Annotated in this window: 14 protein-coding genes; 2 read left to right on the forward strand and 12 right to left on the reverse strand. The window is 62.4% G+C overall.

Annotated features, from left to right (window positions below; translation table 11 throughout):
- The first annotated feature begins 723 nt into the window (after positions 1 to 723).
- Complete coding sequence (gene cspD / locus LDO54_RS00655; protein ID WP_017776809.1) at positions 724 to 930, forward strand: cold shock domain-containing protein CspD; 207 nt, start codon at positions 724 to 726, stop codon at positions 928 to 930.
- Between the two features lie 190 nt (positions 931 to 1,120).
- Here the strand turns inward: cspD and LDO54_RS00660 are convergent, their stop codons facing one another.
- The gene (locus LDO54_RS00660) at positions 1,121 to 2,743 is read right to left on the reverse strand and encodes a multicopper oxidase family protein (protein ID WP_224004537.1); all 1,623 of its coding nucleotides are present in this window, start codon (positions 2,741 to 2,743) and stop codon (positions 1,121 to 1,123) included.
- Positions 2,744 to 4,189: 1,446 nt separating this feature from the next.
- On the opposite strand from LDO54_RS00660, the gene LDO54_RS00665 reads away from it, so the two are divergent.
- Positions 4,190 to 4,357, forward strand: a complete 168-nt coding sequence (locus tag LDO54_RS00665) for a DNA-binding protein (protein ID WP_224004540.1) — start codon at positions 4,190 to 4,192, stop codon at positions 4,355 to 4,357.
- Between the two features lie 19 nt (positions 4,358 to 4,376).
- Here LDO54_RS00665 and LDO54_RS00670 read toward each other — a convergent pair whose 3' ends face one another.
- From LDO54_RS00670 to LDO54_RS00720, 11 genes are all read right to left on the reverse strand, one after another.
- Positions 4,377 to 5,081, reverse strand: coding sequence for a helix-turn-helix domain-containing protein (locus LDO54_RS00670; protein ID WP_224004542.1), 705 nt, complete (start codon positions 5,079 to 5,081; stop codon positions 4,377 to 4,379).
- Positions 5,078 to 5,332 (reverse strand): helix-turn-helix domain-containing protein, encoded by a 255-nt coding sequence (locus LDO54_RS00675; RefSeq protein WP_224004545.1) that lies wholly within the window; start codon positions 5,330 to 5,332, stop codon positions 5,078 to 5,080. The genes LDO54_RS00670 and LDO54_RS00675 overlap by 4 nt, the downstream gene beginning before the upstream one ends.
- A 109-nt stretch (positions 5,333 to 5,441) precedes the next feature.
- Positions 5,442 to 6,071: a tail fiber assembly protein gene (locus tag LDO54_RS00680; RefSeq protein ID WP_224004548.1), complete on the reverse strand. Its 630-nt coding sequence runs from the start codon at positions 6,069 to 6,071 to the stop codon at positions 5,442 to 5,444.
- Positions 6,072 to 6,083: 12 nt separating this feature from the next.
- Positions 6,084 to 7,436 (reverse strand): hypothetical protein, encoded by a 1,353-nt coding sequence (locus LDO54_RS00685; RefSeq protein WP_224004551.1) that lies wholly within the window; start codon positions 7,434 to 7,436, stop codon positions 6,084 to 6,086.
- Positions 7,437 to 7,580: 144 nt separating this feature from the next.
- Positions 7,581 to 8,393: a hypothetical protein gene (locus tag LDO54_RS00690; RefSeq protein ID WP_224004554.1), complete on the reverse strand. Its 813-nt coding sequence runs from the start codon at positions 8,391 to 8,393 to the stop codon at positions 7,581 to 7,583.
- Between the two features lie 14 nt (positions 8,394 to 8,407).
- Entirely contained in the window at positions 8,408 to 9,007 is a 600-nt protein-coding gene (locus LDO54_RS00695; RefSeq protein WP_224004557.1) for a hypothetical protein, read from the reverse strand.
- 424 nt (positions 9,008 to 9,431) lie between these two features.
- The gene (locus tag LDO54_RS00700) at positions 9,432 to 9,599 is read right to left on the reverse strand and encodes a hypothetical protein (RefSeq protein ID WP_224004560.1); all 168 of its coding nucleotides are present in this window, start codon (positions 9,597 to 9,599) and stop codon (positions 9,432 to 9,434) included.
- Complete coding sequence (locus LDO54_RS00705) at positions 9,592 to 10,008, reverse strand: phage antirepressor KilAC domain-containing protein (RefSeq protein WP_224004562.1); 417 nt, start codon at positions 10,006 to 10,008, stop codon at positions 9,592 to 9,594. Before LDO54_RS00705 ends, LDO54_RS00700 begins: the two co-directional genes overlap by 8 nt.
- Positions 10,009 to 10,378: 370 nt before the next feature.
- Positions 10,379 to 13,180 carry a DUF927 domain-containing protein gene (locus tag LDO54_RS00710; protein ID WP_224004564.1) on the reverse strand — a complete coding sequence of 934 codons (2,802 nt, stop codon included), beginning with the start codon at positions 13,178 to 13,180 and terminating at the stop codon, positions 10,379 to 10,381.
- A complete protein-coding gene (locus LDO54_RS00715) occupies positions 13,177 to 13,485 on the reverse strand; it encodes a hypothetical protein (protein WP_224004567.1) in 309 nt (102 codons plus the stop codon). Before LDO54_RS00715 ends, LDO54_RS00710 begins: the two co-directional genes overlap by 4 nt.
- Positions 13,478 to 13,648 (reverse strand): hypothetical protein, encoded by a 171-nt coding sequence (locus LDO54_RS00720; RefSeq protein WP_224004570.1) that lies wholly within the window; start codon positions 13,646 to 13,648, stop codon positions 13,478 to 13,480. Before LDO54_RS00720 ends, LDO54_RS00715 begins: the two co-directional genes overlap by 8 nt.
- Positions 13,649 to 13,902 lie beyond the last annotated feature (254 nt).

Raw genomic sequence — 13,902 nt, forward strand, 5'->3', positions numbered from 1 at the left:
AGCTGGCTCCGGCGCCCCGCATCATGCGAGCAATCCCTGCGCCTTCCCCGTTCCGGGCTCGATCAACTACGCCCAGGCGACTGCATGGGCGCCCGGCTGCGGGGCCGGTTCGATCCGCGCTTCGTTTCAACGTCGAAACCGCGGTTTGAATCTCTCCAGCAGCTTTCGGGCCACCGTCGAATCGAGTATCGCACAACCTGCGGCGTCAGGTGGTCGCCTACTGTCGGCGCCCGCACGCTTGCTGTCAGATTCCACGCTCGTCGACGTCAATCCAGTCCTACGCCCTGCGTCCCATGTGAGTCGATTATGCGACTTTTCAAGATGCCCCGCTCACATGACCCCGCCGCGTGTCCGACTTCATGCGTCATCGATACCGACAAGCGACCGGACATTCACCGCTGTCTGTTGGCGGTGCAACCGATGCACCATGAAAAGCGGGCACGAGCACTTCATGAGCATGGCGCGCAACATCGCGGCGCAGCATTCAAGAAAAGCCGGAAAAACCCTGGAAATGTGCTCTTTACAACGCGTCTGGCACGGTCTCAAAATATTCTTGACAGCAGAATAAAGAGCCTCAACAATCAAGCTGGCACTTTTTTCAACCGCCTTTAATTTCGAAAAAATGCCGTTGGTGAGCTTGTGAGGAGGGGGCGATCGCATACCGCGATCGTTAAGCTTTTCGAACTGCTCGTGGTAGTGACATGAGTTACAGGGGAAGTTGGTATGGCAACCGGTACGGTCAAGTGGTTCAACGACGCGAAGGGTTTCGGATTCATCACGCCGGATGAAGGCGGCGAGGATCTGTTTGCTCACTTTTCGGCCATCCAGATGAATGGCTTCAAGACCCTCAAAGAAGGGCAGAAGGTGAGCTTCGAGGTCGTGCAAGGCCCGAAGGGCAAACAGGCATCGAACATTCAGGCAGCAGCCTGATACGTTCGGTACCCGTACCTTGTGGAAACCCGGCTTCGGCCGGGTTTCCTTTTTTCAGCGGCTGCTTTTATGCATTTTTAACAGTCGCGTTTAATGCTGCATTCATTCGCACTCCGCATGTCATCGTTTCTTAACGATGCGCATGATATAAACCGCGCTCGCTGAACGCGGTCTCGTGCTTCGTCGCGGCTTAGGTCACACGCAACGTGCCCATCATGCCGAGGTCCTCGTGTTCGAGGATATGGCAATGGAACATGCGGTCGCCGGCTTCGTGCTGCACGGTCGCGATATGCACGATTTCGCCGGGCTTCACGTTGATCGTGTCGCGCCATGCAAGATACGGCTCGTCGATACGCTTGCCGTCGAATTCGCGCGACAACACCTGGAACTGCGTACCGTGCAGATGGAACGGATGATCCATGTCCGTGCCGTTCGCGATCGTCCAGTTTTCGACGTCGCCGCGCCGGCTCGTGAGCGTCGCGCGCCCCGGCACGTAAGTCTCGCCGTTGATCATGAATTTCATGCCGCGCGGCATCGCGAGATTCGACGCACCCGGCTGGTGCATCGCGTGCATATCCATCGCTTCGCTGAACCCCACCGACTTCTGCGCGCGGGCAGGCCCGAGCGGCGCGATCGCGCGCAATGACGACGGAAGCGCAGTCGGCGCAGCGGCATCGGGAGTGAATCGCACATCGGCGAGCACGACGCTCGGACCCGGCGGCAGACTGCCGTGCGACATCGCCATCTTGTGACGATCGTATTGCGCCGCGAGCAAACGCGCCTGCGACGCGCCCTGCCCCGCGCGCACGATCAGCTCGGCGCGCTCGCCCGGCGCGAGCACGAGCGCGGTGAGTCCGTCGCGCGGCGCGGCGAGCAAACCGCCATCGGTGCCGACTTGCGCGAACGTGCGGCCACCGTCGAAAGCGAGTTGCAGATAGCGCGCGCTGCACGCGTTCCAGACGCGCCAGCGCTCGTCGCGCACGACGTCGATCATCGGCTCGCGCGCGCCGTTGACGAGCACGAACTGGCCTTCGCGTCCGTTCATCCAGTCCATCATGCTGTTGGGCGCGATGCTGGCGTCGGCGGCGAGCTTGAGGTCGGAGACGAACAGATGACGCTCGGGCCACGCAGCGAGCGGATCGTCGCCCGCACGCACGACGATCGGGCCCGCGAGCCCGCGAAACACCTGCTCGGCGGTCTGCATGTGCGGATGCGGGTGATACCAGTACGTGCCCGCGCTGCCCTTCGGCAAGGTGAAGCGATAGACGTGCTCGCCGCCCGGCGCGATCGGATTCGACGGATTGCCGTCCTGATCGGGCGGCACGGGCAGGCCGTGCCAATGCATCGTGGTCGGCTGCTCAAGACGGTTGACGACGCGGATCTCGACGCGGTCGCCTTCACGCAATTCGATCAGCGGCCCCACCACCGGCCCCGACGTATCGCCCTTCCCCGCCGACGCGAGCCCGCCGTCGAACTGCCAGAACACGGTATCGGCCTGGCCCTGCACGAGCGAGCGCGAAACCGGTTGCGCGAGCAACGTTGCGCGAAACTCGCCCGGCGTGCGGCTTTCGTTGACGAGCGTGCGCAGACGCGCGAGCGGCGCGCCGGACGGCAGCGCATCGACGGGCGCGAGCGCGCCGCCGTGCATCTCGTTATGCATGCCGCCCTGCATGCCGGACGTCGACGACATGCCGTTCATCTTGCCCATGTCGTGCATCGGCATGGTGTCGTCGCCTGCGGCGAACGCGCCGCGCGCGAACCAGGCGGTGGCGACGGCGCTGGCCGCGCCCGACAGAAAATCTCTTCGTTTCATTGCTGCATTCCTCGTGCTCGATGGCGCGGCGCGTCGCATGGGCGAGCCGCGCGCATAGGATCGTGCGCACCCTGCGCGGCGTGGGTCGCGCGCGGGGTGCAAAGCGTGTGATGGATCGCGTTCAGACGATCGGAGGAGGCAGAAGCGGCGCGTGCGTGATGCCCGCGCGCAGACGGACGGCAACGATGGGCGGCGCATGCGCGCCGGCGCCCCACGCTTCGAAGCGCGCGGCGAGCGGCGGCGCGCCGCAGTGAACGCCGCAGCCGACCACGCAGCAACTGGCGTGACAATGCGATGAACCCTGATGCGCCGACGTCGACATGCAACCCGCTTGCGCGACAGGCTGAGCGACGTGTTGCGAGGCATGCTGTGAGCCATACCGCGCAGCATGCGCCATCGGCCTGACCGCTTCGTGCTCGCACGCGCCCGCGCCGCGCACCGAGAGGAGCGCGAAGGCGAACACGAGAAGGAGACGGCGCAGAAACGGCATCGAAAAAAGGCGCGGCAAATGAGCGTGCGGGAATCGACACATCATAGCGCAAGGCAATAAAAAACCCCGGCGAACCATCGGTCCGGCGGGGTTTCGATCGGCGCGAACGCTCAGGAACGCCGCGAGGCGTTCAGCGTGCCGATCACATTCGATCATTCTGTGTAAATCGGCCTGAATTCACTACATATCAAGGCTCCGCCGCTTACACCCGTCCACTTCCCCTCCAATTCCCCCTCACTATCTGGCAGCCACCCCACTTATCCACAGTACAACGCAATTAATCCACAGCACGCACTATCACGGAGGCCCGCGTGATGAGTAAATTCGCCGAGGTATAGCTTTTTGCGTTGCCGCCTATTGTGCAGATTAGCCACTAATGCCCCTTTCAAGTATTCGCGCGTGGCGGCATATCGCCGTCACCTCCCCCTTTCCGCTGCGCGGAGCCCACTTACATGCCATTTGGGGGCATCCTCTCGCTGCACGCGACCCACCAATCAACATCGGAGAGTCCAGGCTTGAGGTACGTCGGAAGGCCAACCGCTGCGCACCAAGCAGCCCATGCCTCACGCGTCTTTCCGCTGGCGTAAGAGCCAATTTCTTGACCACGCCTCAAGCTAAGGCCTCGGCCGACGCAATGAGCCTCAAATAATTGCTGGCAGCGCAGGCGATCTTGTTCGCGGGCCTCAGCCCGCATCGAAAGCTGCGAATTCCGATCCATTGACAGAAATTCTTCGATGCTCATGCATTTCCTCCAGCGGTTGGGAAAACGGCATACTGAGAGCATAGCTCACCGCAGCGCCGAGCCCCTTTTGCAAACCGCGTCTGGCAGACACGCCACAGAGCCTCGACCGCAAACCGAGTATTGCGGCCGAACGCAAATGCAGCATTAGCCTTACCGCTCGATCCATAGGTGTACCATGCAGCGCATGTCGCCAGACAGCATAGGAAGGAGAGTCATGAAGATCAGTGAATTGCCAAAGTGGGATTCTGCGGACGCGCTGACTGACGAGGAAACCATCGCTGCGTACCTAGCCGAAGCAGCGCGCAGCGCTGATCCGGCGCTTTACGAAAGGGCGCTTGACGCAGTAGCCCGAGCAAGAGAAAAAAGTCTCAATCCTGATTGAGCGCCCGTTTCAAATCACGTCACCCGAACACCTCGTCTTCCACCCGCGCGTCCTGCGCGTAGTAATCGATCAGATAGGGGATTGCCTCGGCGCGGCCGTTGCGCATTTCGTCGAGGTAGCTCGCGATCGAGTGGTATTGCGCGAGTTTCTGGCGAAGCGGCTCGACCGCCTGTGCAAGGTGCTCGACGGCGGCAATGAGCGCGGAACTGCCACGAACCTCATCGAGCCCGTGTTTGCGCACCACGGCGAGAGCCTGCACGACCTCGCGCGCAGCTTCAGTCGCGCGCTCGAAGTCCCCGGGCACCGGCTGCGTCTGTCTCGTGAATTCGTTCATCGCCGTCGCGAACTGCGCGGATACTGCGACCATGATCTGCTCGACCCCGCGCATGAGTGCGTGCTGACGCGATACCTTCCCGTCGTAATCGGTGTGCGGCGACAAGCCAAGCAAGAAGTCGGCCGACACCGCGTAGACCTGTGACGCCTGCCGCAGGAACTTGTGATCGCTCGGGATCGGACGCTTGCCCGACTCGATGAGGCTCAACTCCGTGGAATTGGCATAGCCGAACTTCTCAGCGGCTTCCGCAACCGTCATGCCAGAAAGGACGCGCGAGGCAATCAGGTTTCGACGCAGCGTTTCCAACTCCTCGGGCTTATTGCGGTCTCGCGTAAAGCGCTTGAGCGGGCGCATCTGCTCATCGCGTTGCTCCTTGGTCGGTTCAGTCATGCTTGCCCTCCAATGAGTCCCATGAGGCGGTCCACAGCACATTCCAACCTAGCCACCAATGCCGCATCGACGACGCGCGGGCTGCCGCCTGGCTCGTCGATCAGCTTGGGCCAGTTGCCACGCGTGGCACGCTTGTAAATTGCCGACGCAGAAATTTTGAATTCACGCGCAATCACCTTTGCCGACTCGCAACCGCCGACATAACGGGCACGGATTTCATCCCATTGATTCGGGCTCAAACGCTTGCCCATAGAGATCACCTGTTGAAATCATGAGGGCGCGACGGTCTCCCCCGGAAAAACGTCGCGAGGCCCCTGTGGTCTGAAGTTGGGGGGGGTTACAAGACCTGCTGCGGCTTCGTCACGTCGGGTTTTGTTTCGATGCTTCGGCGACACTCTCGGCATCGACCTGCGCAGCGATGGTGACTGGGTCGGGCTTTGCAGGCCATTCCTTGGCGGCCGGGAAGTCCGCGCCGTTGACAACGCTCACGAGCGCCATCTGATATGCGGCCCATGCATTGAACATGTCGATTTCGAGCGACGTGAGCAGGTCCGCAGCGTAGGCGTCGCTTTTCCCCGCGTTCTGTGTGCGCGCCTCGCTCATCAGCACCTCGAATTCGGCCAGCGCGTCGGCCTTCGCCTTGGCCGCGACGGCGACCGCGTCGAGCGCCCACGCGTCGCCTTCCCATACGTGCATTTCGGACGGGCGCGGCGTCGCTGTGAGCCCGGCATCTTCGATGCTGATGCCAGGGATCAGGATTTCAGCGGCCTCGCCGTTCTCGGTGCGGTACAACATCTGCCCGCGAAAATCCGGTTTGATGACCCACGCGCCGTCGATGAAAAACAGCCACTCGTCGCGCTTGCGGGCGGGCAGAGGCATGTCGGTCGAGAAGGCAGGCAACAGCCAGCGTTCCTGATTGAGCGGGTCGGGGTCGGCCAGGCGGCTGCCGATGTATGCGCCGGTCGCGTTGTTGTATTGATGGATGAGCATAGTTGACCTCGCTTAATAGGCGCGAATCATCGCGAGCATCGCGACCGAACGCACGCGAACTTCGGTGCCGCCCGCTGCCGCAACGGTGAGAGTGTGAGAGTGACCGCCAGCAGCGTTGACACCGACGTTATGGCTGTGCAGGCCAGCAGCCGCGATAGAGACGCCAGTGCCAGCGGCTGACGTACTCTGTGCGCTACGCGACCCGTATCCGTTCGGTGCCGATGCGGCCGTGATGCCGCCGTTATCACCGCCTGCCTGCCCCACTCCACCTGGGGGAAAAGCGTGAGCGTGCGTCGGATCGTTGACGCCGTGGGTGTGATAACCCTGCGCATCCGTGTAGGCTGTATGGGTGTGATCGGAGACGGCGGTAGCCGATGCCGCGTGCGTGTGCGAAACGTTCTGGCCGTCCTGCCACGTACCGATGGCGCGCGAGGCGTCGATGCCCCGGCTGTCATCCCAACAGCGGATCGACTCGCCGCGCAACTCGGGCAGGCGGAACGTCGTCACGCCATCGCCGGACGAGAAGCACCCCCAACTGCTCGCCGACCATACCGAGTCCGCCACGAGCGCGCCGCTCGCCTGCGCATACGCCCACAGGGCGGGGTAGTCCGTGCGCTTGAGCAAAGCACCGTTGAGCTTCAGATAGCCCGCGCGCGCGGTCGTGCGAGGCTCCCAAACGATCTGACCGACGAGCGAAGCGCTGATCGCGGCCGCGACGAACGCCGTGCTGGCAGCTTGGTCGGTTGCTGTGCCAGCCACGGCCGTCGGCACAGTGGGGACACCGCTAAAGGCCGGACTTTGCAGCAGCGCAATGCCACCCTTATCGACGCCGTCGATGCTCACCTTGAGCGCGCCGCTGCCGTCGGACGCAAGACCGATCGCGATCTTGTTCGAGCCCTGGCCGGTCACGCCGCCTTGCTGGACCGGCGTGAATCCGAGATTGGGCTGCTTGGTGCCGACGACGGTCGAGAGCGCGGCGAGGTCGGTGTCGGTCGCATACTGCGGATGCGGGTCGGTTTTCGCCTCGTGCTGAAGAATCAACGAGGCCATCCCCTGCGTGTCGCTCGTCACGACGACGCTCATCGAGTCGGCGGGCAAGTACGACACGTCGAGCGAGTAGGCGAGAGGAACGTCGATGCCCGCCGATTTGGTGAACAGCGTAGCGGTGTCCTGACTCCACACCGCAAACAGGGTGTTGTTCGAGTAGAAGCCGATTTCGCCGATCGCCTTACCGTTCGGCGTGCGGTCTGCCATATCGGTATCGGTGATGGTCACACCTAGCTGAATCGTCGTCGAACTGATTTTCGAACCACTGGAGACGGCATAGCGCGCGACTTCGTTTTTCAGCATCACGAAATCGCGCACCGACTCGTCGAGCGCATAGAGGCTCGTGCCGATCGCGATGTGCGTGATCGCTACAGAAACGCCGGTGCCAGCGCTTGTCGGCAGCAGCGCAAGCCCGGCTTTCGTGATTTTGGGATTGAGTGAGACAGTCATGATGACCTCAATTCACGTGTTGTAGTAACCCGCAACGTCGCGGCGATCGATTGCAGTGAGCGTCCCAACGGAAAGCTGAACGGCCACATTGAGCGCCGCGCCTCGGCTCGATCGCGGCACGGTGATCGGCTTCGCAATGCCCTCGATGACGATAGGTAGAATCGTCTGATCGCCGTACCGCATCGCGAGAGGCTGAGGGGCTACGGACGGATAGACAGTCTCAAGCGAGAGGTTCTTGAGTCCGTTTTGTAGCGCACCGGCAATCACACCCTCATCGGCGAGGTATTGCGGCACGGCCCACTGCTCAAGCTGCATGATGGGCGCGCGCACTTCGGAGATTTCATCGGTGAGCGCGCGGAAATGCGCCGTGAACGAAAACTTCACGGGCGGCATGCCCGAAAACACCTGTGTCGAATTCAGTTTTGTGATGCCGGTGCGGCCGGTCGCCGAGCGAATGACCTTACCCGCGTCCGAACTACTTTCTCCCTGACCAAGTAGCGCCTGAAGGTCAGCCGAAAGCTGGCCGGATTGGAGCATCCCCGAAATCGACTGAGCCACCGAGTCAGTGCCCGCCGTTTCGAATGGGCTGTGCCAGTTCGCGCTCATTTCCTGCGTGCCGTCTGTGATCGGCGTCCACACTTCGTAGTCGTCATTCACCACGACGTTATTTGCTGCCGACACGGTGCGCTGGCCCAGGCTGCGCACCCAACTCGTGCCGTCGTCGGAACGCTTGACCGGGTAGAACTTCGCGAGCAGCGCGGGGTTCAGCCCGTCCCATTTCGACGTTAGGATATTGGCGTTGGTCGTCGCTACCGACGACGCCACGGCGCCCCCCGCCATTAGACGATCCCCTGCAACAGACTCAGATCAAACAGCGGTGCGCTGCCAATGAACTCCTTGGCACACGCGAGGCGACGCTCCTCCCGCTCAATCTGGGCAATCCACTCTGCGCGATCGCTGGGACCAGGCGTGACGCCCGCGCGGTCGATTGCCTCATCATCGAGCCCCGCCGCGCGAAGCCGCTCCACCATCGCCGCGCGATCGCGCTGGTAAGTCTTGAGCTTAATTCGAAGGGATTCGATTTTCTGGGGGCCGCTGATCAGCAGGGCCGAGCAGCGGCTAATTTCAGCGGGGAAACGCTCGTGCTGCGCCTTCACATAGAGGTCGAGTTCGGCGATATGCTTCATCATGCCGACGCGCTGCGAGTTCAGATCGGCGACGCGACCGCGAAGAACTTCGGCCGCGCTCATCCCAGTGGCTTCGCCCAACCTGACAGCCTGAAGAATCTCCGCGAGACGCCCGAAATTCGCACTTAGCTGCGCCGCCTCCCGTGCGGCGCTGTCGGCAAGGTTGCGCACGCCCGAATCTCTTAATGCATCGAAAAAGGCAGTGCGTAAGCGCACCGGGCAGTTTTCATCGAGTGGATACAAGAATTTCACGCTGATTGCTCAAAGCCGGATTGGATGAGCGCTCAGTGTCACCTCGACTTCCACCGACACACGGCTCGATTTTCCTGAACGTCCAATTCAACGTCCCAAATGTCACGCTCACTGGGGAGACTCGGCCTGATATTCGGGCGCGCACGCACGCGTAGGCGCGCTGGTGTAAGAAAATTGCTCCGGCCTCAGTGGGTCAGTTTCTACGGCAAACCAACAGCCGTAGGCCATGCGGTAATCGACGCCCAGCAATAAGGGTAGCGCCTTCCAATTGACGGCAGCACTCACACGTCACGCGTCACGCGTGACCGTCACGGTGTCACGGCGGAGGTCACGGTGCAGGTAACGGGTGACCTCTCCCTTACGTCACGCCGCGTCAATTTCCCGGTAACGAGCAAAGGGCAGCCTGAAATTGAGTGGGCAGCCGTCAGCCCATCAGCTTGCGTGCGACCGTGCGGACGTGCTGATTTGCCTTCAGGCGCGCCGCAACGTCGGTCGGCTTGCCGCTAGGCGAGCGCTTGCGAACAGCGTCACGCTCGACCAACGCGCGGCTGAGTTCGGCAGCGGTGCGCAGGCGCTTCACGAGCTTATCCATGATGCGTGCCCTCCATCGTCAAACCGACGCGGCGAGCGACTTCCTGCGCGCCTGCCGGAGTGAGTTGTACCCATTGAACAGCGCCGCGCCCGCGCAGCACGGCCCAGCCCGCACTCAAGGCCAGCTCAGTCGGCCGCCAGCCGTCAAACATCTGGAGAAGCCATCCCTCGCTTTCAAGCCACGCAAACAGCGCTGTGCGCGTCATGCGAACATCGGGTGCAACTTCCGTCACGGAACAGCAACCCGCATACGGGCTGACCTTCGCACTCCCGTTCGCCGCCCCTGACCCGCGACCGCGTGCGCTGTCCACTGCGCGTTGAACGCGGCTCTGCACGGTATCTTCGTCGTACCCAGCTCGCCGAAGGGCCGCAGCGAGTTGAATGGCCTGCCTTTCAAGTTTTTTATTCATGCACATCACATCGATTTATTGATCGGGTTCCTGCTTTTCGCTATGTATAGAGAAAGCGTGCGCCAACTGCGCCAATGCGCCAACGCACACTGAAAAGCCTTATCCAGCAAGTGTTTCAGCGTTGGCGCACTTTTAATAATCAGCGCCAATATTGGCGCATCAGCGTCGATCAGCCCGCACCACTCTTTTCACATTGCAAAAGCGCCAACGATGCGCCAACGATGCTCCAACGTTCGAACCCTTATCCAGCAAGGGTTTCATGAATCGTTGGCGCTGTTGGCGCTGTTGGCGCATGGTTTCCGCTATACGTACGCGCGTAGTTGTCAGCAAAATTGCCGCGAAAGACTGCATTCGTTACGTCGGCGTGGCGTCAGTCTTCATCGTCATCCGGTGGAGCCTCACCCGCGCGTGGACGCATTCGATATCCGTCGCCAAGGTTGATGCCCTTGAACTTGCCGATGTTGACCTTGTAGGAGCGCCGTTTCTCGCTCCGGTGCAACATTCCCGCTTCGTGTAGCACCCTGCACGCGCGGAGCATGTCGAATCCGGCAACGACTTCGTTCCGGAATGCGTGCTCACGCACATAGAATGTGACCTGATCGTCCTTGTACCTGCGATAGCCCATTGCATCGCGCACATTCGGGTCTTGCGAGGCCGTCTCGGTGGAAAGCAGGATGAAGCGCCCGTACTCGTTCGAGAGCAGTACGGCGTTCGCCTGTTCTATCAAACGTGCGTCGTCGCGATCTCCGGTTCCGAACGCATCAAGCCAGCGTTTCCACACGCAGTCGATAGCCGCTCGGGCCTCGTCTACCGTCCACCCGGTCAGCCCCGCATACGAAGCAAGGATCGCGGCGGACGACATGATCGCGAACTTGCGCGTCGCGCGGCGCACGGGCGGGGCCGCGCCGTCAGGCACCATCGCGGCCATGCGTTCGCGCTCTACGTTTATCATCTCGCGAGCCTCACCCCAGCGTGACACCAACCACTCAACAAACGCCCGTCCGAGCGTGCCGTATTGTGCGTGCGATGCCGCTTCGAACGCTACGGCGAAATCACCCGCCGCTGCGAATTCGTGGAGACAATCGAACGCGCGGTGAGCCCCGCTATCGGCGGGCACATCGAGCATACGGATTTCCTGCCCGCCGCGCGGCTGCACCCCCCCCTCGCTCAAATACCGGCTCATCCCGACTTCGCCCGTCGATAGAAACGTCGAGAGCCACGAGCGGGCCGCGACCGTGCCGCCGTCGCGTGCGCCCTGCGATTTCGACTGGCCGTTCAACATCATGTAAAGGGCTGGGCCAATACGGCTTGCATCGCCCGCACCAATCTCATCTAGATACAGCAGTCGATGGTTAGCAGCTTCGGCATTCAGCGCGTGGCCCAGTTGCGTTCCGCTCCAGCTTGTCTTTGTACGCACCGGATCACCCCACACGCTCGCGGCCGCGTCGGCGGTCGTTGTCTTGCCGCTCGACGTGTTCGCGAACAAGTGCAGACCAATGCCGTCCTTCTCGCCAGCAATCGGCAGCAGCGGCCCCGCCAGCGCGCACGCGATGGCAGCCATCGGCAGAGCGTTGCCGCGCGCAAGCCTGCCCACCGACGCGCGCCACTCATCGAGCGTGCCACGCGCCGTATATGCCGTTGGATTGCTCAGCCTGCCGTCGAAGTGCATCCGGCCATCCGGTTTGCCAACGACAGTTCCGTCTGGCATGACATACGCGGCGCACTGCCAACCTGGCATGTTGATGATTTTGTAGTGCGTCTCGCGGTTCCACGTTTGCAGCCAGTGAGCAAGGCGCTCCCGGGCAGTGCGCCCCACCGCAACGGCCAGTCCGCCGTTACGCAGACGCGCCCAACCCTCGCGCTCACCGACTTCGGCGCACGGCATCGCTGCTGTGACGGCATGATTACCGCCAGGACGGTTCCACCTCAGCACGCGCACCTGACGCCCGGAGTCGTCCGCTCCGATACCGAGTATTTCGAGCGGGTCGCACAGCCACAGCGGCGCGGAATGCGCAAACTCTCCCGTATCAGGATCGACCTTGACGCCGACGAAGTAGGTTCCGGATTGGTTCACCGATACATGCTCCACCGGCTCCCCGTTCGGCCCGTACCCACCCTCACGCTTGCCGCCATCGACAGTCGCCAAAGCCGCCTCAATCGCGGCCTTTACGGCATCTGCTCCGCGCGCCGTGTGCAGGTCGTTGAAGTCGGTTTGATCCGGCTGCCGGGTCTTCCCGAAGTCAGGTAACGCCAGCCTCGCGCCAACCGCTTGAGCGGCCTTAACGGCTATTTCGTGTGCCTCGCCGGTCGCCTTATCGAGGTCCGCCAGCAGCACCAGCGAAGCGTCTGGGCAGCACTTGTGCATCACGCGAGCCGCCGCCGCCATCTGGCCCAGGGATAGCGCGGCGATGGCTGGATATCCGCTGCACTGGCTAGCGGACAGCGCCGTTGTGACGCCCTCGGCGATCAGCAGCGTGCCGGACTTGTCGGCCATCGCCTGCGCGGTCCAGTAGCCGCCTGCCTTCACACCGCCCGCCAGCGCCGACTTGCGCCCGTCGCCGTCGATCATTTCGAACGTGGACAGCTTGCCGTCCACAGTTACCGGCGCAATTAAGATGCGGCCCGTCAGCGGTTCATCGCCTCGCCGTGGCTGATACCCAATCAGCTTCGCCAGCTTGCCCGAATCAATTTCGCGTAGCGTGCCCACCGGCTGCACGCCCTTGCGCGCCAGATACGGATGGTCAGCGCTGGTGGGCGTCGCTTTGCCCCACACGGCGACCGCCAGCGTTGCTGCATTGCGGGCCTTCGCCTCCCGCTCGTCGGCTTCTTTCGCTGCGCGCTGCTCACGTTCAACGCGGCGGCGCGCAATCTCATCGGCGTCAACCTTTCCAGCATCAGGATTGCGCGTGTCGAACCCGTACTGCTTGGCAATGAAAAACAGCGTGCTGATCGTGATTCCGCCGTCCGCCGACAACGAGCGCCACGTGCTGCGCGCCGCCGCCGCATCGTAGTTCTCGCCGCGCTGGCTCCAACGGTCAAACAGGTCGAAACCGCCGTCGCCCAGCTCGTTTTTGATGGACGCGCCGATGCGCGCCCACTCATCGCGCGGCAGATCTGCGGGGATGTAGACAAGCGCCGCGCTGATATGGCGTTCCTCAGTCTTCACTGTCACGAATTACCTCCTAAGGAGTGCTCATCGTCAGAAAGACGCCGAGATTCGTCGTTCACATGCTGGCTCAGTGCTTCAAGGCGGTCACCGAGCAATTCCGACGATGCCTGCGCAAGGCCCATCAGAAAGTCCGCGTCGGTAGCCGAGAGGTCGGCGGACTCGCCGTGCGAGCACTGCACCGCGCGCACACGCACAGCGCGAATCACAGACTCTGTACCGCGCGCGACGACATAGGCGCGCTCCAGCAGGTCTGCAACATGCCAGGGCAGTTCGGTCGCATCGAATTGCTTCAGGAGGCAATCACGCATGGCGCGCCTCCGCACGGGCGATTTCGGCCAGACGGCGCAGAGCGTCGCCCGTTACGTCGAGCGCATCAAAAACTGTCGGAGCTGTTGCGGCGTCACGCAAGGCAGCGCGGATGATTTCAAGTGGGGTTTTTGTTTGCTCGGGACGAGCGGGGATATGGCGCATGGTGCGGCCTCCTTTGCTGGGTACGGATACCCGGCTCCCGCTCTCAAACGGGGTGGCCGGGCACGAGGCAGGGTTGAGAGACCGGCGCAAAGGAGACCGGCGTGCGCGAACGCACCCCCGCCAAGGCCCGACCATTGAAGGCGTAGGCATGGCTACGGACGAAAAAAAACCGCCAGTCGGCGGATGTCCGCCTTTGCATTTCCGGCTCTCACCCCGGTGGCCTGTTGTCTCAGGCACGGAGAAAGTATACCCCG

It is taken from the genome of Paraburkholderia tropica (assembly GCF_914484835.1).
GTDB lineage: Bacteria > Pseudomonadota > Gammaproteobacteria > Burkholderiales > Burkholderiaceae > Paraburkholderia > Paraburkholderia tropica_A.